20 protein-coding genes and 1 riboswitch are annotated in these 17957 nt (G+C 55.1%); of the genes, 14 read left to right on the top strand and 6 right to left on the bottom strand.

Translation table 11 applies throughout. The features are described 5' to 3' along the window. The first annotated feature begins 40 nt into the window (after positions 1–40). The 12 genes from ACL2XO_RS07680 to ACL2XO_RS07735 all read left to right on the top strand — a co-directional run bounded on the left by ACL2XO_RS07680 (position 41) and on the right by ACL2XO_RS07735 (position 9503). Positions 41–868: a hypothetical protein gene (locus tag ACL2XO_RS07680; protein ID WP_413742495.1), complete on the top strand. Its 828-nt coding sequence runs from the start codon at positions 41–43 to the stop codon at positions 866–868. Then, a complete protein-coding gene (locus tag ACL2XO_RS07685; protein ID WP_413742496.1) occupies positions 868–1524 on the top strand; it encodes a Gp138 family membrane-puncturing spike protein in 657 nt (218 codons plus the stop codon). The genes ACL2XO_RS07680 and ACL2XO_RS07685 overlap by 1 nt, the downstream gene beginning before the upstream one ends. Further along, positions 1521–1874: a hypothetical protein gene (locus tag ACL2XO_RS07690; protein ID WP_413726827.1), complete on the top strand. Its 354-nt coding sequence runs from the start codon at positions 1521–1523 to the stop codon at positions 1872–1874. Before ACL2XO_RS07685 ends, ACL2XO_RS07690 begins: the two co-directional genes overlap by 4 nt. Then, positions 1874–3073, top strand: coding sequence for a baseplate J/gp47 family protein (locus tag ACL2XO_RS07695; protein ID WP_413742497.1), 1200 nt, complete (start codon positions 1874–1876; stop codon positions 3071–3073). Before ACL2XO_RS07690 ends, ACL2XO_RS07695 begins: the two co-directional genes overlap by 1 nt. Further along, the gene (locus tag ACL2XO_RS07700; RefSeq protein ID WP_413742498.1) at positions 3070–3735 is read left to right on the top strand and encodes a DUF2612 domain-containing protein; all 666 of its coding nucleotides are present in this window, start codon (positions 3070–3072) and stop codon (positions 3733–3735) included. The genes ACL2XO_RS07695 and ACL2XO_RS07700 overlap by 4 nt, the downstream gene beginning before the upstream one ends. Further along, complete coding sequence (locus ACL2XO_RS07705) at positions 3735–4739, top strand: hypothetical protein (protein WP_413742499.1); 1005 nt, start codon at positions 3735–3737, stop codon at positions 4737–4739. Before ACL2XO_RS07700 ends, ACL2XO_RS07705 begins: the two co-directional genes overlap by 1 nt. 919 nt (positions 4740–5658) lie before the next feature. Next, complete coding sequence (locus tag ACL2XO_RS07710; protein ID WP_413742500.1) at positions 5659–5859, top strand: hypothetical protein; 201 nt, start codon at positions 5659–5661, stop codon at positions 5857–5859. A gap of 19 nt (positions 5860–5878) precedes the next feature. Next, complete coding sequence (locus ACL2XO_RS07715; RefSeq protein WP_413726832.1) at positions 5879–6067, top strand: hypothetical protein; 189 nt, start codon at positions 5879–5881, stop codon at positions 6065–6067. A gap of 307 nt (positions 6068–6374) precedes the next feature. Beyond that, positions 6375–6593: riboswitch (cobalamin riboswitch) on the top strand. Between the two features lie 265 nt (positions 6594–6858). Next, positions 6859–7524 carry an energy-coupling factor ABC transporter permease gene (locus ACL2XO_RS07720; RefSeq protein WP_132923003.1) on the top strand — a complete coding sequence of 222 codons (666 nt, stop codon included), beginning with the start codon at positions 6859–6861 and terminating at the stop codon, positions 7522–7524. Position 7525: 1 nt separating this feature from the next. Beyond that, a complete protein-coding gene (locus ACL2XO_RS07725) occupies positions 7526–7879 on the top strand; it encodes a hypothetical protein (protein ID WP_413742501.1) in 354 nt (117 codons plus the stop codon). Continuing rightward, entirely contained in the window at positions 7876–8652 is a 777-nt protein-coding gene (cbiQ, locus tag ACL2XO_RS07730) for a cobalt ECF transporter T component CbiQ (RefSeq protein ID WP_413742502.1), read from the top strand. The genes ACL2XO_RS07725 and cbiQ overlap by 4 nt, the downstream gene beginning before the upstream one ends. Positions 8653–8663: 11 nt before the next feature. Next, positions 8664–9503 carry an energy-coupling factor ABC transporter ATP-binding protein gene (locus ACL2XO_RS07735; protein ID WP_203522437.1) on the top strand — a complete coding sequence of 280 codons (840 nt, stop codon included), beginning with the start codon at positions 8664–8666 and terminating at the stop codon, positions 9501–9503. 235 nt (positions 9504–9738) lie between these two features. Here ACL2XO_RS07735 and rlmF read toward each other — a convergent pair whose 3' ends face one another. After that, positions 9739–10713: a 23S rRNA (adenine(1618)-N(6))-methyltransferase RlmF gene (gene rlmF / locus ACL2XO_RS07740; RefSeq protein ID WP_132922999.1), complete on the bottom strand. Its 975-nt coding sequence runs from the start codon at positions 10711–10713 to the stop codon at positions 9739–9741. A 215-nt stretch (positions 10714–10928) separates the two neighbouring features. Between rlmF and ACL2XO_RS07745 the strand changes: the two genes are divergently transcribed. Beyond that, positions 10929–11783 carry a hypothetical protein gene (locus ACL2XO_RS07745; protein ID WP_413742503.1) on the top strand — a complete coding sequence of 285 codons (855 nt, stop codon included), beginning with the start codon at positions 10929–10931 and terminating at the stop codon, positions 11781–11783. Positions 11784–11826: 43 nt separating this feature from the next. Here the strand turns inward: ACL2XO_RS07745 and ACL2XO_RS07750 are convergent, their stop codons facing one another. The 4 genes from ACL2XO_RS07750 to ACL2XO_RS07765 all read right to left on the bottom strand — a co-directional run bounded on the left by ACL2XO_RS07750 (position 11827) and on the right by ACL2XO_RS07765 (position 16264). After that, the gene (locus tag ACL2XO_RS07750) at positions 11827–12621 is read right to left on the bottom strand and encodes an SDR family NAD(P)-dependent oxidoreductase (protein WP_203522434.1); all 795 of its coding nucleotides are present in this window, start codon (positions 12619–12621) and stop codon (positions 11827–11829) included. Positions 12622–12794: 173 nt separating this feature from the next. Then, a complete protein-coding gene (locus ACL2XO_RS07755) occupies positions 12795–13394 on the bottom strand; it encodes a hypothetical protein (RefSeq protein WP_413723603.1) in 600 nt (199 codons plus the stop codon). Between the two features lie 23 nt (positions 13395–13417). Then, entirely contained in the window at positions 13418–14245 is an 828-nt protein-coding gene (locus tag ACL2XO_RS07760; protein ID WP_413742504.1) for a hypothetical protein, read from the bottom strand. Positions 14246–14839: 594 nt separating this feature from the next. Next, entirely contained in the window at positions 14840–16264 is a 1425-nt protein-coding gene (locus ACL2XO_RS07765) for a PLP-dependent aminotransferase family protein (RefSeq protein WP_413742505.1), read from the bottom strand. Between the two features lie 156 nt (positions 16265–16420). Between ACL2XO_RS07765 and ACL2XO_RS07770 the strand changes: the two genes are divergently transcribed. Further along, positions 16421–16852 (top strand): carboxymuconolactone decarboxylase family protein, encoded by a 432-nt coding sequence (locus ACL2XO_RS07770; protein WP_413723606.1) that lies wholly within the window; start codon positions 16421–16423, stop codon positions 16850–16852. 49 nt (positions 16853–16901) lie between these two features. Here the strand turns inward: ACL2XO_RS07770 and ACL2XO_RS07775 are convergent, their stop codons facing one another. Next, positions 16902–17915 (bottom strand): oxidoreductase, encoded by a 1014-nt coding sequence (locus tag ACL2XO_RS07775; protein WP_413723607.1) that lies wholly within the window; start codon positions 17913–17915, stop codon positions 16902–16904. Positions 17916–17957: the final 42 nt, after the last annotated feature.

The following is a 17957-nucleotide window of genomic DNA, read 5'->3' on the forward strand; positions in this document are numbered from 1 at the left end:
GTGAAATATGAGTTATAACTGGCTAAGAAGTTGCACGCTCTTGATTACGGCTCCTGGCGGCCGCACGCTGGATTTAGCTAATTTGAGATGTGTTTTCACGCTGCAAGGGTGGACCACCTCACAATGGGGCTCCGCCGTTTTCAAGATTTATAATTTATCCGACGACACCGCCAATGCCATTCAGGCCGGCGAATTTTCCAGTATTCAACTCATTGCCGGCTACCAGAATAATTCCGGCATCCTGTTTGACGGCAAAATCCGCTATTCCAGCAGAAGCCTGGAGAACAAAACCGACCAGGTGGTCACCATTCAAGCGGTGGATTCTCACGATGCCAAGGTCTATGCCACCATCAACCAGACCCTGGGTAAAGGCTATGACGCCGCGCGGGTGGATGCGGCTTTAATGCAGACCTTTGAGCCCTACGGCGTGACCAGGGGCATGACGGCGAAAATGCCCGACACCAAATATCCCCGGTCAAAGGCTATGTTCGGGCGCTCCACAGTCTATCAAGACCTGCTTGCAAAACAGTGCCGATTCCTTTGGCAATTCATCAACGGCCAATATGTATCGATATTTGAAGATGCCAGCCTTGATGATGTGATTGTATTAAACGGTCGTACGGGGTTGCTCGGCGTGACTACACAGACCATTGGGGGCGGGGCGGTGATACGCTGTCTGATCAATCCGACTATCCAGTGGCAAAGCCTGGTTCAGGTAGAACTGCAATCGGCCGCCACCGGCTATTTTATCGTCAACTCCATAAACTGCCAGGGCGATACCATGGGCGACGATTGGTATATGGATTTGAACTGTACCGCCCACAATGACCTGGTGGATAAACCTGCCCAAGATTCGAGTAAAAACTGATGACGATTCCCGTTAATGAACAAACCGGCGAGATTGACCAGTTACTGGAAGCCCATGGCGATAATCTCTCCACCAACCTGCGGGTAGCCATGCCCGGCATTATCAAGTCCTTCGATCCGGATACGGTCACCTGCTCGGTACAGCCGGCCATCAAAGGCGCCATCACCGATATCACCGGCAAGGTGAATTCCGTCAACCTGCCGCTGCTGGCGGATGTCCCGGTGCTGTTTCCCCGGGGCGGCGGCGTCACCCTGACGTTCCCGGTGAGAGAAGGAGATGAATGTCTGGTGGTGTTTGCCGATCGCTGCATCGATTTCTGGTGGCAGAACGGCGACCTGCAGGAACCGGTGGACCCTCGCCAGCATGATTTATCCGACGCCTTCGCCTTGATTGGACCGCAGTCGCAAAAATATAAAATCAGCGGCATCAGCACCACCGCCACCCAGCTGCGCACCGACAGCGGCGCGTCGTTTATTGAAATCGACCGCGGCGGCAATGTCACCATCGATACGCCGCTACTGACGGTGAACGGCAAAGTACAAATCAACGGCGCCGTCACCTCCACCGGCGATCAGGTGGCGGCGGGCATCAGCCAGACCGGCCACGTCCACGGCGGAGTACAAAGCGGCGGCAGCAATACAGGAGCGGCAAAATGAGATACAGACGTGAAGGAGCGGACGGCGATTACACCTTTGGCCAGGGGGACAACACCTTTTTGGTCAATTCTCCCGAATGCGTGGCCCAGGCCGTGGACACCCGTTTTAAGCTGTGGCAGGGACAATGGTTCCTGGATACCACCGAGGGCACGCCCTATCTGCAGTCCATCCTGGGCAAGCAGCGCTCGGATATCTACAGCCTCGCGGTGCGCAACCGGATCCTGGGCACTGCGGGTGTCAATTCCATCCAATCCTTCGACACCAATAACGACGGCAATACGCGCCGTGTCACCTTTACCGCCGCCATCGACACCCTCTACGGGGCGACCACGGTAATAAGCGAGGCATAATGGCTCTTAATCTCGACACTCTTGGACTGGCGGCCACCGTCACAGCCACGGGCATCACCGCCCCCGACTACCAGACCATCCTCAACACCGTCACCGGCTATTTCCAGCAAATCTACGGCAGCGACGCCTATCTGGCCCCCGACAGCAAAGACGGCCAGATGGTGGCGCTGGTGGCGTTGGCGATTCATGATGCCAATAACAGCGCCATTGGGGTGTATAACTCTTTTTCACCGGCCACCGCCGTCGGCAAAGGACTGGCCAGCAATGTGAAGATTAACGGTATCCAACGGGCCGCCGCGGTGAATTCCACGGTGGACGTGCTGATAGCCGGCACCGCCGGCACCACTATTACCAACGGATCGGTAAAAGACGGCAACAGCGTTATCTGGAATTTACCGGCCCAGGTGGTGATTGACGTCGCCGGCTCGGTTATTGTTACCGCCACCTGCGCCACCACCGGCGCTATTACCGCGCTGCCCGGCACGGTAAACCAGATCAATACGCCGACCCTGGGATGGTCATCCGCCACCAATCCTTCCGCCGCCGCGGTGGGCAGCGCCGACGAGACCGATGCCGCCTTAAGGGCCAGGCAGGCCATCAGCGTGGCGCTGCCGTCGCTGACGCCCTTTGAAGCCATAGACGGGGCCATCGCCAATATCGGCGGCGTCACGCGCCATGTCCTGTTCGAGAACGACACCGGCAGCACGGACGGTAACGGCCTGCCGGCGCACTCCATCTCGGCGGTGATTGAAGGCGGCGACGCCACCTCCATCGCCGATACCCTGCGCAGCAAGAAAGGGCAGGGGGTCAGCACCTACGGCACTACCAGCATCACCGTGTCGGACGAGTACGGCAACCCTCAGGTCATCAGCTTTTCCAGGCCCATTGCGGTGCCGGTGTTCATCTCCCTGACCCTGACGGTATTTACCGGCTATACCTCGGTCATCGGCGACCAGATTAAAGCCGCCATCGCCGACTATATCAACTCACTGTCCATCGGCAGCGATGTATTGCTGAGCCGGGTGTATTCACCCGCCAATCTCGGCGCGGTGAGCGGCGGCGCCAGCAAATATTACGACATTATCGATCTGTCCATCGGCACATCCGCCGCCGCCGTCGCGGCCGGCAATATTGATATCGCCTGGGACGAATCGGCCTCCTGCAGCGTGGATGACATCCTTATCCAGGTGGCGTCATGAGTAAATACACCGATCTCATCACCAACTACCACCGTGGCAAACCGAAATTTGTCGACCATATCGATTTATCCACCCGCCCGCTGGTGGATATCGATGGCGCCATGACCGGATTTATCAATGATTTTGATATTGATACCGCCGTGGGCAATCAGCTGGACATTCTCGGCGAATGGATAGGCCGCAGCCGCACCGTGGCACAGCCTATTTCCGGCGTCTACTTTTCCTGGGATACGGATGGACTGGGCTATGAACAGGGCGTCTGGCAAGGCCCCTACGATCCCGACGCCGGTTTTACCAACCTGAGCGACGATGTTTACCGGGTGGTGCTGAAAGCCAAAATCGCCATTAATCACTGGGACGGCACCAACGGCTCGCTGCCGGATATTCTGAATACCGCCCTGGCCGGCTCCGGGTTATTTATGCAGATAGTGGATAACCAGGATATGACCATTGCTCTGTGGGTATTTGCCGAAACCAGCATGGATTACGTTTCCCGTGAACTGCTGGCCGCCATTCGCCAGGGCTATTTAACGGTAAAAGCCGCCGGGGTTTATGCCGGGGAAATATTAACACCGTCGGCCAACAATCAGTTTTTCGGCTTCGACATGGACAACCAATATATCGCCGGTTTTGATATCGGCTCATGGGGAGTGAATTTATAATGGCAACCAATGATTTTAAACCGTTCGCCACCGGCGCCGGGGCCAATGTTATCGATCAGGCGGATTATCAAGCGCTGGCGGAATTATCATCGGGCTTTACGGCGGGCAAGGCGTCTTCGGCGCAGGTGAATAAGGTGCTGCGACAGGCGACGGTATTTTCCAGCGTTCTGGCGCAGTTTATATCAAATCAATTATCAGCGGATGTGCTGGATAATGGCGATACGGCAACCTTGCTCAATAATCTGATTGCGGCATTGAATTCTAAGGGTGCTGCCAGTTTTTTACAAAAGACTAATAATTTATCAGAAATCAAAGACGCCGGCAGCGCTGCGCAATCAACGGCACTGGTGAATATTGGCGCCATGGGGCGGCTGCTTAATGTTCGGACATTTACCTCGTCTGGAACGTACACGCCAACGCCAGGAACGACTAGTGTTATCGTTGAGGTACAAGGTGGCGGCGGTGCCGGTGGTGGCGCATCTGTTACTACGGCTGGCGCAACATCGGTAGGAAGCGGCGGCTCTGGTGGCTCGTATGGAAAATCTCGATATACCGGTGGATTTTCAGGAGTTGCTGTTGTTATTGGTGCTGCGGGCGTTCCTGTTATTGGCTCAAATGGCAGTAATGGTGGGCTAACCTCTTTTGGCTCGCTGCTTTCCGCGCCTGGGGGAATGGGTGGAATAAAAACTGGGCCAGCTATTCCGCCAATTTCGCCACAAGGCACTGCCACTCCATCTCTTCCAACTGGAGCGAATATTCTTTCACAGCAGGGAGGACAGGGGCGCCCATCAGCGGTTATTTCCACATTGGTTCTATTGCCCGGAGAAGGGGGGCAGTCTGGTATGGGCGCGGGAGCGGGAATAAACGCGGTTGGGCATAATGGTCAAACGGCGGTATCTCCTGGCACTGGAGGAAGTGGGGCTGCTAATACAGAAAATACAGCGTCAGCTTTCTCCGGCGGCTCAGGAGCGCCAGGTATGGTTATAATATGGGAGTATGTATAATATGGCTAGATATGCACTTATTAATAAAGAAATTGTTGTCAATATCATATTATGGGATGGAATGACACCCGTTGTTTGGCCGGATAATACAATACCGATACTTATTACCGATGATTCACCTGTAGATATGGGGTGGTTATATAAACAGGACGAATTCATCGTTCCGCCTGCTAATGCTTAGACAGCATGGTTAATATTATATATTAATTTGTTTGACATTGTGATGTTTTTAATAAAATAAAACATTCCAGAATATACGGAAATTTTCAATAACGGGTTTTTAATTTTTTAACCTGTAAGTTTAAACGTGATTATATATATACAAATTTTGAATATATGCTCACTTAATCATTATATCCATTCGATAAAATTATTGGAGGATTTCTAATGACAACAAACAACTTCAAATCCTTTGCCGCAGGTGCCGGTGCTAACGTCACCGCCCAGGCGGATTATGAAGCCCTGGCGCCCCATGGTTTTGCTACGTTTACCTCCAGCGGCAATTTCACTGTGCCGGTAGGCGTTACAACGATTTATATTTCCGGATGCGCTGGCGGCGGGGGCGGCAGTAACAATATAGCAAATGCTTCCGGCTCTTGCGCTGGCGGGGGCGGTGCTGGTCAATCGATTCAGAGAGCGGTGCTCAGTGTGACGCCAGGACAGGTAGTTCCTATTACCATAGGTGGAGCTGGATCGGGAGGTACTGGAGGTGGACAGGGCTCAGACAATGCCACAAAGGGTTCTAACGGAGGGAACACGATAGTAGGATCATTAATCACCTTGTCGGGGGGAAATGGCGGCAGTGTCGGCCGGGCTGGTATCAGTACTGGAGCCTTGGGCGGAGGTGCGGGTGGTAGCGGATTTCCTCAAGGCGGTTCTGGAAGTGACAGTGCCTCACCGGGCGCAAATACTTCAATAAATGGCTGGCCTGGTTTATCGGGCAATGGTGGTAGTTCGCCATTCGGTGGGGGTGGGGGCAATCAGCGCGCGGGTATTGGTAGTGCCGGCCCGAACGGTCTTCCAGCGGGTGGTTATGGGGCTGGTGGTTCTGGCGGCGCAACGCCATATTCTGGCGGTGGCAGTGGTGGAAATGGTGGCGCTGGTAGCGCTGGTTTTATAGAAATAGAGTGGTGAGGTGTATGGCAAACTATGCAGAAATTCAAAACGGTGTGGTCATAAATGTCTGTGTGTGGGATGGCGTTACACCTTTTGACGCTGGCGACGATATCCCACCAATTTTAATACCGGAAAATTCGCAGGCATGGATTGGTTGGGGATATACAGCTCCAGGCGGATTTGCCGCACCGCCAATTGAAATAATAGAATAATATTATAATGTCGCGCCGGTTGTTTTAATCGGCGCAATAAGCAGGTTGCTTGATTTCTTGATTTTATAAAATTGATTTAGATGCATGTTTCTAATTAAATTTTATAAGGCAATATTTGATGTAAATCATATTTCACCGTTACAAATATTTTCCGGTATTTTAAGCACAACCCCCGCCTCCCTAACAAAATCTGATATCCACCCGCTAATTTCTCCCGTTCATCATTTCTTCTTATCATGATCTACCGCAACAAAATCCCGACATAAGGTTTATTTATCCCTTGACGTTAATTGAAAAAAAACTCAGGATAAATTTCCGAGATTTGGGTGCCTTAGCTTCGCGATCGCGAGGCGGGTGAAACGGAAAGCCGGTGCAGATCCCTTTTGGGATAATCAATATTCCGGCGCAGCCCCCGCTACTGTAAGCCTGACGAATTTACCTTCAGCCACTGTGTTTTATGACATGGGAAGGCGGTAAAGAAGAATGACGGCAAGCCAGGAGACCGGCCCATCTCATACAGGAAGTACCAATCCCCGGGGTGATGGGAAGGGTTCGGTTATAACTTCGCGGCGAGAGTGGTTAACATTCCCCGTGTCTGAACTTATTTTCCTTCCTTCACTGCCGCATGTTGGTTTTTTAATTTGTGTTATATACCCAATGGTTTTCAAGCGGCGGCAAGCGAAAAATCCCGATGAGGCTTACTCAGGCAGGTTATTCGAGTGAAAGAGTCTATCCAGCACAGCTGCAACGAGAGAGATGATGGGTATAGTTGACACTCGTGAGGATCAGGCATGCATATCGAAGATGGAATTTTACCGCTGACGGCGTGCGCCGTTTATTATGCCGTGACGGCGGTTTTTGTTGTGCCGGGCATCTATGAAATAAAACGAAAAATCAAAACTAATCTCGCTTATAAACCTTTCCTCGCCATGATCGGCGTCGCGGTGTTTGTTATCTCGGCGATGCATTTGCCGGTGCCGGTCACCGGCTCCAGCTCTCATCCGTGCGGCACACCATTGGCGGCGATTATTATCGGTCCGTTCGCCACCGCGGTGGTGTCGATGATTGTGCTGTTTTTCCAGGCGGTCTTCCTGGGCCATGGCGGCATTACCACCATCGGCGCCAATACGGTCTCCATGGGCATTGCCGGGGCTTTTTCCGGTTACGCCGTGTGGAAATTCTTCAGGGCGTTTCGTTTTCCGTTATGGCTCGCCGCGGGCATGGCCGGCCTGGTGGGGGATTTGGTGACCTATCTCACCAGCGCGTTTGAGCTGGCGTTAAGCCTGCACGGCAACGTTCCGCTGGTGAAGCAGTGGATGATTTTTTTCATGGGCTACGGTCCGACGCAGCTGCCGCTGGCGGTGGCCGAGGCGGTTTTTACCGCCGCGGTGCTGCAGGCCATGGTCAGCCGGCGTCCTGACCTGTTGCCGGGAATCTTGACGAGAACGGGAGCATAACATGTCATTGCAGATTGAGACTCCGACCGAAGAGGCGAAAAAAACCCAATTTTTTGATGGTTTCACCAAAACCATGCTGGCGGTCATGTGCGTTATCCTGCTGTTTATCTTTGCCTCGGGGACCTATATGAATTCCCACAACATGGACGGCAGCGGTACGGATAACCACGTCAATGATTTGGCCACCGGCGTGGCGCACAAACCTCATCATCCCTTTGTGGAATTGCCGGGGGATGCCGAGGTGGGGGCCTTTTCCGTGGCCAACTTTTTCGCCGGCCTGATTGTGGGATATCATTGGCTGAAGCTGTTTGGCGGCAAGGGCAACGCCGTCGGGAGCAAAGAAGAAGAATCATGAGCCTGGCGCGTTTCGCCGATGAATCCTCCAGTCCCCTGCGCCGGCTGGACAGCCGGATAAAAACCGTTGTTTTGCTGTCGGCGGTGGCGGTGGCTTCCGTCTTGAGCCAATGGTATCTGGCGCTGGCATTATGGCTGGCCGCCATCAGTCTGTTTTGCGTTATGCCCTTTGACCGCAGGGCATTGTTAAAACGCTTGATCATGCCGATGGGTATTGCCTGGCTGGTATTTTTAAGCGTGCTGTTCACCCATGGCAGCCGGCTGCTGTTCACTATTCCGCTTCACTACTTTTCCCTTGATGCCTATCAGGAGGGATTGGTCTTCGGTATTGTCCTTTTTTTACGCATCATGGCGGCGGTGACCCTGGTTGCCGCCCTGTCATTCAGCACGCCGATGATAGATATCCTGGAAACGCTGCGCCTTTGCAAAGTGCCGCATACCGTTATTGATATTGCGGATATGATGTATCGTTATGTTTTTATTATGCAGGATACCGCCTTTACCATGCGGCAGGCGCAAATCAGCCGCTTGGGAGAGACTGTTTCCTGGCTGCGCAGAGTCAGGGATACGGGTAAGGTCGCCGGCGGTATCCTCATCCGATCCCTGGACCGAAGCACGCGGATTTATCAGGCCATGCTGGCTCGCGGTTATGATGAAGACAGTCACGACCTGTGCTTTTTTACCACCAAGGTGCCAAGGCGGGATAAATTGATTGGCCTGGCCGCCGGCTTATTGCTGATATTGGTCGTCACGCTGAATGTGTTAAGCCGCTAACCGAGAAAACCATGGACATTATCAAGCTTTCCGACGTCAGCTTCTCTTATGACGGTAAACACAATGCACTGAATCATCTGGATCTGACCGTTGGCCAGGGCGAGCGTGTCGCTGTTTTGGGCCCCAATGGCGCGGGGAAGTCGACGCTGTTTCAGCTCTTTAACGGACTGTTGCTGCCTCAGGGCGGACGGGTGGTGGTGGATAGCCTGCCGGTGGTGAGGGAGAACTTCATCGAACTGCGGCGCCGGGTGGGCATGGTTTTCCAGGACTCAGACGACCAGCTGTTTAACGCCACGGTTTATCGGGAAGTCGCCTACGGCCTGGTTAATATGAAAATTGCCGGCGAGGAATTGGATAACACCGTACGCTGGGCGCTGAATATCGTCGGCATGGAGTCCTATATTCACCGCAATCCTTTTAATCTCAGCGGCGGCGAGAAGAAGCGCATTGCCCTGGCAAGCGTAATTGCGATGAAACCGAAAGTCCTGGTGCTGGATGAACCCTTTAATGCCCTCGACCCCCGGTCGGCCAGTCATTTGGTGCATATGCTGAACGATATCAATAAAACCCTGGGCATCACCCTGATTTTTACCCTCCATGATATGGATATCGTTCCGCTGCTGGCGGACAAGGTCTATTTGATGGATAAAGGGGAAGTGGTTCTGGGGGGGAATCTCTCTGAGTTTTTCAATCAAAAAGACATTCTGCGGCGTTTCGAACTGAGATTGCCTCGGGTGGCTCATCTGGCGGAGCTGTTGATGCGCGACGGCCGGCTCGATGAAAAGGGGCTGCCGCTAACCATCGGTCAGGCCAAAGAGATGATAGAGGCGGCGCTGGCGGCCAAATCGTGATTATTCCATCCGGACGTGCCGATTTGCAAGGCCGGTTAGCGCCGAGGGTTATCTTGCTGACCCTTGTCGTCATGGCACGCCGGCGCCCGCCGAAGGTAATCCCGTTGAACCGTGTCGCCACGACAGGCCGGCGAGCGCCGAGGGTAACGTTGATTCTTGCTGTCGCCAGCCGCTAACGTTAACGGCTTGTCCTCGGCGGCTGTTTATAGGCTTCTCGCCGCCGGGAGCCGCCGGGTTATTCCGGTTTCTGCCAGCGCTCGGCGGCCCATTGCGCCTGTTGTTCGGCATTCTGGAAGGTCCAGGCGATAAAGCGGCTGATTTTCTGGCCTTGGGCCATATCAATGGTGCGCACATCGTACGCATCGGCCAGCTTCAGGGCCTCATACAGCGGCGGCAGGGTGGTGTGCTTGGAAATCAGCGAGGTGAACCACAGGCAGTTTTTGCCTTTGCCGACGCTTTCTTCGACCATCTTGCCGACGAAGGCCAATTCACCCCCTTCACACCAGAGTTCGTTATTTTTACCGCCGAAATTTTGCACCGGCGTGTCCGCCACTTCGCCTTTGCCGAGTTTATGCAGCTTCAGCCGGGTGCTGGCGCGCGCCTCCTCCGCCGAACCATGGAAAGGCGGGTTGCATATAGTAGCGTCAAAGCGTTCTGCGATGCCGATGATATTGTCAAAAATAGCGTCGCTTTGCTTTTGGTGGCGCAACCGCACGCTGTTTCTCAGCGTGGGATTCATCTCCACCAGCATTTTGGCCGAGTTTAGCGAAATTTTGTCATTTTCCGAGCCGGTGAAACGCCAGCCGTACTCATGCTGGCCGATAATGGGATAAATACAGCTGGCTCCCACGCCCACATCCAGGATGGCGATATTTTTGCCGCGGGGTATTTCTTGACCATTACCGTCCGCCAGCAAATCGGCGAGATAATGTATATAGTCTGCTCGGCCGGGAATTGGCGGACAGAGGTAATTCGCGGGAATATCCCAGTGCTCGATGCCGTAATAATGTAGTAATAAGGCTTTATTCAGCATTTTCACCGCCGCGGGATCGGCAAAATCCACCGAAATGTCTCCCCAGGCATTGGGTTTAACGAACGGCGCCAGCGCCGGGCAACGGCCGATCAGCGCATCAAAATCATAGCGTGAACGATGGCGGTTCCGCGGATGCAGGTGGTTTTTTTGCTGCGGGAAGGTTTTCTTGTGTTCCATCGTTCAGATTCTCAGGCGGGTTGTTCCGGCGGCTAAGATAACACAATGTCCGGCGTAGGGGGGAGTGGACGGCAAAAAGCCGGAAAATCGATGCCGGAAAAAATCAGCCTTATCTTATGGCGTTTGGCGGCGATATTCCGCTCAGACATCGTCACCGCAGTTTGGACAATGGATGGAGAGGGGCAATTGCTATAGAATGAGTGTTCCTCTCGCAAATGGATATGCTGCAAAACGCCATGATCACACTTTTCCAGAAATGGGCGGCGGTGTTTTTATTGGGAAGCCTGTTGTCCACCTCCGCCGTTGCCGCGGTTAGCTGCGCTGACAAACATCGCAGGGTGAACGACAATAACAATCTCATCATGTTGGACGGCAATGCGAGGGGGAATATCAAGATGATGGTCTCCGGCATGGTAGGGAAGGATGTGAATGAACAGGCCTCCGGCAACATTCGCTTTGATCGCTGCGGTGTCTTGTCCGATGCGCTTTTTGATTATCGTAAATCCGAAGGCAGCGTGATCCTGCGGATGATCAACCATACCGTCAAAGCGCCGGGCGGCTGGGAATCCGACTATGAAATTACCGTCATCCTGGATAAAGAGGGGACCCAGACATTGGCGACCCACAAGCTGGGAAAAATCAATTTTTCCACCGATAAAACCGGTTTGATCGCCACGTCTACGGATGCTTTTACCATTAACGATCAAAAAGGCTTTACTACCACGGTGTATAGCTATGACAAGCGGCGCCGGCTGGTGAAAAGCGTCTCGCGCGGTTCGGATGCGCTGGCGAACGATCAGTACGTTTATAACTACGACAAAAAAGGCCTGTTAGCCACCACCGCGTCTTCGAAAGGCTCCACGACCTACCGTTATGATAACGCGGGAAGGGAACTGGGCTCCAATTCGGTTTCAACCACATCCATCAGCCAGATTTCCAAGATTGAAGAGTGCCAGCGCTTCGACGCGGTGGGGAATTGTGTTTTAAGCTACGGCCGGGAAACGGAAATCTTCCCTCTTTATGTCATAAAGCGCCACAGAAGCACGGCGATGCAATATCAATATTGGTAACGCATCCCACCTCCCCGGTCCCGGCGTGAAGCGACATTTTCAATCAAACGATGCTGTTCACCACGCCGCCGTCTACCCGCAATGCGGCGCCGGTGGTGGCGGAAGCTTGCGTTGAGCAGGTGTAGATCACCAGATTGGCCACTTCTTCCGGGGTTGCCAGCCGTTGCAGGATAGAAGTGGAGCGCTGGGTGCGTACGAAATCGGCTCCGGCCTCTTCGATGCTGATGCCTGCTTCCTCCGCGCTTCCCTTCAGCATGGCCCGGACCCCGTCGGACAGTGTCGGTCCGGGCAATACGGAATTCACCGTTACGCCGCTGCCGGCGGCAAGCTTGGCCAACCCGCCCGCAACCGCGAGCTGCGCCGTTTTCGTCACGCCGTAATGGATCATTTCAGCGGGAATATTCAGCGCCGATTCCGATGAGATAAAGACGATGCGGCCCCAATTGCGATCCAGCATGCCCGGCAGATAGAAGCGCGACAAGCGTACGCCGGACATCACGTTGGTTTGGAAATAGTGTTCCCATTCGTCGTCGTCTATTCTGAAAAAAGGTTTCGGGCCGTAGATGCCGGCATTATTCACCAGAATATCCGCTTTTGGTACCGCGTCAGTTAAACGCGCCACACCCGCGGCATCGGATAGATCGGCCGCGATCCCGCTCAGGACGGCGCCGGGAACATCAGCAGCGATGGCGGCCAGCGCTTTGTCCACGGTATCCTGGCTGCGTCCGTTGATGACCACGGCGGCGCCGGCCCGTGCCAGGCCGTTGGCGATGGCGAAGCCGATACCGCTGGTTGAGGCGGTGACCAGGGCGGTTTTACCTGATAAATCAATGTGCATAATTGTCTCCTTTGCGTTGCGAAATAAAATGGCTCGGCAGGACATGAGTTATTTATTATGGGGGATCTGGCGGGAATACCTATAGCGCAGGCCGGTTTTTTCTCCTTTTGATTTTGGCGTTGCGCCACAGGGGGGCCGGATCATTAAGTCGCTGTCGGCCGTGGAGGGACCGCTCAATCCGACAGCCGGTCATTTTCTCCGTGAAGAGCCCCCTGCGCCAGCGTGGTGGGTAGCTGGACTTGCGCCAGCGTGGTACGCGGCTGGACTTGTGCCAGCGTAGTACGCAGCTGGACTTGTGCCAGCGTGGTACGCAGCTGGACTTGTGCCAGCGTGGTACGCAGCTGGATAAATGCGGCGACTTCTTCTTTGAGTCTTGCCAGCTCGGCTTTTTGTTTTTCCCTGGCGGGACTCATAGCGGTACCGGGTATCAATACCGACAGATCTTTGATCAGCGCCGGTAATTTTTTGGCTTGCCCTTGCTCGGCAAATCGGCATAACGCGTCAAAGGTCAGGGTGACCGGCGCCGACTCGTCCCGGACGATCAGCAACGGATGTTCGCCATATAATTTAAGCAGCGCGATTTTGGTATCGGCGATAATTTCATTTTCTCTGATGAACCGGGCCTTTGACGGGCTTTCTTCCTCTATGGACCATAAAACCACCTCATATGGCGGGAGCGGCGGCGCCAAACCTGGGGAAACCGTCCGGGCACGCCCCGAAAGGGCAAACAGGCTGTAAGCCCAAGCCAGCATCGGCAGGATAAACCACCACATACCCATTCCTTATCCCGTAAGGGTTAACGTTGACGAAGCTCATTGATGCGAAAACGCAATGTATCCCCCAGGCGCTGTAAATCCCGTTGCCATAAAGAAAAAGTCTGACTCAGCTCGGCTTCTTTTATGGCGATGCTTTTTTTGCGGATTTTAATGGCCCTGGTAACCCAGGCATCCAGCGTATCAAGCAACGCTTTGCTGCTTGCGGTTCGCATCCCGGGCAGGCCGCCCTCATAACTGCCGATCAGTAACAAAAGCTGTTGCCGCAGCGCCTGGATACGGCCGTGCTCCAATAGCAGCACCGGGACCCCGCTCTTTGCCGGAGCGGGATAGCTTTCATCGGGAATCCCGCCGCTGCAGGATAAAAACAGCATTGCCAGATTGCGGTGAATCGCACTCAGGCGCTCCAGCATTTGGCAAGGCACCTTATCTGCCTGGGCGAGGACCACAATCATCCGTTGGCGAAGGTCGGGAAACCGAGCCTTGAGCGATAGGAGAAAAGCCATTTCGCCGGCCGCCAGCGCGCCTTGTCGCATATCGTGTATCAAGACGATGATATCGGCGCCAATCGCTTTTTCCCAGGACTGCGCGCTCTGTTGACCGGACAGGTCGAAACCCGGCGTATCAATATACCGGGGGACGATCGCAGCAGGGGACCCGTCTGTGGCTGATAACGTGCGGGATAGCGACAGGACTTTGACCAGGTCGCTCTTGCCGACGTTGGCCAAACCGCATATCACGATGTGGCAATCGGCGGCGGGCCGGGTGGAAAAGGCCTGAAGCTGCTTGTAATAAAGTGAAGATTCCGGCGTTTCATCGAACAATTGTTGCAAGCAATCTTGAGTAGACATAGCCATCCTTTAACAATATCGCATGCCGCGCCTGAATCAGCCCTGAAGCCCCAAGCCGCCCGGTATAGGTTATCGGCAGATTGCAGGCAGGGTTTAGCGGCGAGCGCGCTGCCCTGAAAATATGGCGGGTATAAAAGCCAGGGTGTCGGCGGTAGCCATGGGAAACCGGATGGAACGGCAATCTTGGCGTGATATCGGCGCACAGGAGGAAAAAAAATATATCAAGGGGGGAGTAGAACAAGGAAATCGGAGGATGCCCCGAACCTAGGTCCGAGGCGTAAAGTCTAGCTCATTGCTACATGAAACCGACGCAAGTATGAACCTAAATACCGGGGGCGTAAACACGAAAACAACGTTTTTTTTCAGCGCCGACAGGAGAGCCGGTCAATGGAAAGCGTTGTTTAACCAACACCATTTTTCCATGGGCAAAAAAAAGCCCGCTCTAGGACGGGCAAGGACTTCACAGCAAAGTCGAAACGCGCATTGATCAGAGAGGATGATGGGTGCCGGACCGCTTATCGGACCCGATTAAATATGAACTCCCTTAAGTAAACATCGGGGCAACCGATTTGGAAATTAACTGAAATTTTAGGGTTAAGCCAATGGCCGGTTAAGGGATAACATTAATGTCCGGCATATGTCCCGGGCCTGTTCGGGGCTGGCGACGTTGGTGAATCCCATCAGCAGTCCCGGTTCGATTTCGGCCGCCAGACACCAGCGCGACAATGCCTGCACCGCCACGCCGGATGCCAAGGCATCATCCGCCAGCGCCCCATCGTCGGTGCCGGCCTTCAGTCGGGCCAGCAGCTGTATGCCGCCGGCCTGAGGCTCTATTTTCAGATGCTGCCCGCAAATCTCCTGTAGCGCCCCTTCCAGATAACTCCGGCGCAGGGTGTAGAGGTTCCGCATTTTTTTCAAATGGCGGGTGAAATGCCCCTGTTCAATGAAATCGCTGACGGTGCCCTGCAATAATTCGGGGCAGTTATTGGCCATTCGTTCGGAAACCCCGGCAAACCGGGGGATAAGCCCGGCCGGCACCACGAGATAGGCCAGCCGCAGACCCGGATACAATACCTTGCTGAAGGTCCCGGCATAAAGTACCCGCCCCCCGTCGTCGAGGCTCTTCAGCGCCGGCAGCGGGCGGCCGTGATAACGGTATTCGCTGTCATAATCGTCTTCAACGATCCAGCTTTGCCGCCGATTGGCCCATTCAAGCAAAGCCAGGCGGCGGGGCAGGGAGAGGGCGACCCCCAGCGGACTTTGATGAGACGGCGTCACCACGGCAAAACGGGCATCGTCCGCCAGCGTCTGACCGGCGTCCACCCGCAGGCCTGATCCATCCACCGGCACCGGGACAAGCTTTGCGCCGGCGCCGATGAGCACATCGCGGGCGAAGGGATAACCGGGATCCTCGAACCAGCAGGCGTCCCCCGGCTTCATCAGGCAACGGCATATCAGCTCAAGGGCCGCGGGGTAACCGGCGCAGATAAAGACCTGATCCGGCCCGCAGACAATGCCGCGGGAGATGCCCACGTAAGCGGCGATAGCTGAACGCAGGGGCGCATAACCGCGGGGATCGGGATAAACCAGGTTCTCCACCCCCGGCCGGCGCAGGCGGCTGCCGGCCAGGCGGGCCCAAAGTTTGCGCGGAAAGGCATCCAGCGCCGGTAAGCCAAGCTGCAGCGGCAGCGGAACGGGGCGCTGAGGGCGAATTGTCGACTCACGGATAACCACCGGAAGCGTCGGCTTTTCCTTAATGCGGCGGGTCGGCAACTGGGGTGAGACCACCGTGCCCGCCGGGCCGCGCGTTAACAGATACCCTTCGCTTATCAATAATTGATAAGCCGTTTCCACCGTGCCGCGGGCCAGATCCAATTCGCTGGCCAGGCTGCGCACCGACGGGATGCGATCGCCGGGATGCAGCCGGCCGTTGGTGATGGCCTCGCGAAACCGCCGGTAAATCTGCAGATAGAGCGGTATTGAATGGTCGCCATCAAGTTGTATGTGCTGATAAGGCATGGCATGTCCTAATCATTCAGCCTGTTCTTGGCCCTGTAGATTATGACATTCATTGCCTATAGTGAACCCGCATTTAATGAAGACGCTTATGATGCGGCTTTCACCTTCGTTTTACAAAGATGACCGGCCCGCCGGCATCAGCAGAGAGAAATACCTATGAGCCAATTACGTTTGCCTTACGCCAAATTATCCCCGGAAGCCTATCAGGGATTTCTGATGGTCAATAAAGCATTGGGAAACAGCACGTTGGGACAGCAATTAATAGAGTTGGTTAATTTGCGCGTGTCGCAAATCAACGGCTGTGCGTTTTGTCTGGAAATGCACGCCGCCGCGCTGCGGGCCGGCGGTTTGGCGGAAGTTAAATTCGATAGCCTGGCCGGATGGCGGGTGAGCTCGCATTTTAGCGAGCGGGAGCGCGCAGCGCTTGCCTGGGCGGAAGCCCTGACCCATATTGCCGCCACCGGCGCGCCGGATGAGGTATTCGAGCCGTTAAAAAGCCAGTTTACCGATGGGGAAATTGCCGATCTGACCTTCGCCGTCGCCCTGATTAACGGTTTTAACCGCCTGGCTATCGGCATGCGGCAATAACCGCCATCGCCGGAGGCAAGACCGAGGCCGCGATAAGCGCGGCCTCGGCTTAATCAGCTGTGAAGGTAAAACCCAGCAGCCGTTCGCTCAGATGCCACAGGCGTTCTGCGGATGCCGGATCTACAGCGTAGGGCAGGACGCCATTGAGGGTGAGCCTGGTGGCATCGCCGGTATTCCAACCGCCGGCGCGACCTTCCGGGGCCAGCGGTGCGATATCGCTGTTTTCGCAATAAAGACCGCCCATACCGTTGAGCTGCGGACTGGCGGCGCACCAGACAATGGTGGCCGCGCCCTGTTCCACGGTTTTAAGGTTTTTGGCGGGATCCAGGATGGGCTTTCCGGCATCGTCAATGACTCCCGCTTCCCTCAGTTCTCCTTGTGACAGATGTTTGCCGAGGCCGGTGTCCAGAATCCCGCCGGGATGCAGTGAAAAGGCGCGCACGCCGTGGGCTACACCGTGGCCGTCCAGCGCCAGGGCAAACAGGATATTGGCGGTTTTCGACTGTCCGTAACCTTGCCAGCGATCGTATTCGCGATGTTCGAAGTTAGGATCGTCAAATACCACCGGGGAAAAGCGGTGTCCCCAGGAGGATACCGAAACCACCCGTGCTCCGCCGGCCCGCCGGAGCGCCGGCCAGAGCCTCGCCGTCAGCTGGAAATGGCCGAGGTGGTTGGTGGAGAACTGGGATTCATAACCCCGTTCATCCCGCTCAAGAGGGCAGGCCATGATCCCGGCGCAGTTCACCAGAATGTGCAGCGGCCGTCGGCCGTCGATGAATTTCGCGGCAAAAGCGTCGATGGAGGCGGGCCGGGCCAGATCCATAACCTCAAGCTCGACGCCGTCCAGCCCCCGCAGCGCGGCGGCGGCTTTATCCCGATCCCGCGCCGGCACAATGACCGTGGCGCCGGCCGATCGTAACGTTCGCACGGTTTCCAGGCCGAGGCCGGAATAGCCGCCGGTGACAATGGCGATTTTGCCGGTCAGATCGATGCCTTTAATCACTTCGCCGCTGGTGGAAGCGGCGCTGAAACCGGAATGGAGGGGTTTTTGCAATGCGGACATGATATTGGACTCCTGCAAGGGATAACGGTGAGTGCATGGGAC

Source organism: Sodalis sp. RH15, from assembly GCF_047324255.1.
Taxonomy (GTDB): Bacteria; Pseudomonadota; Gammaproteobacteria; order Enterobacterales; family Enterobacteriaceae; genus Acerihabitans; species Acerihabitans ligni.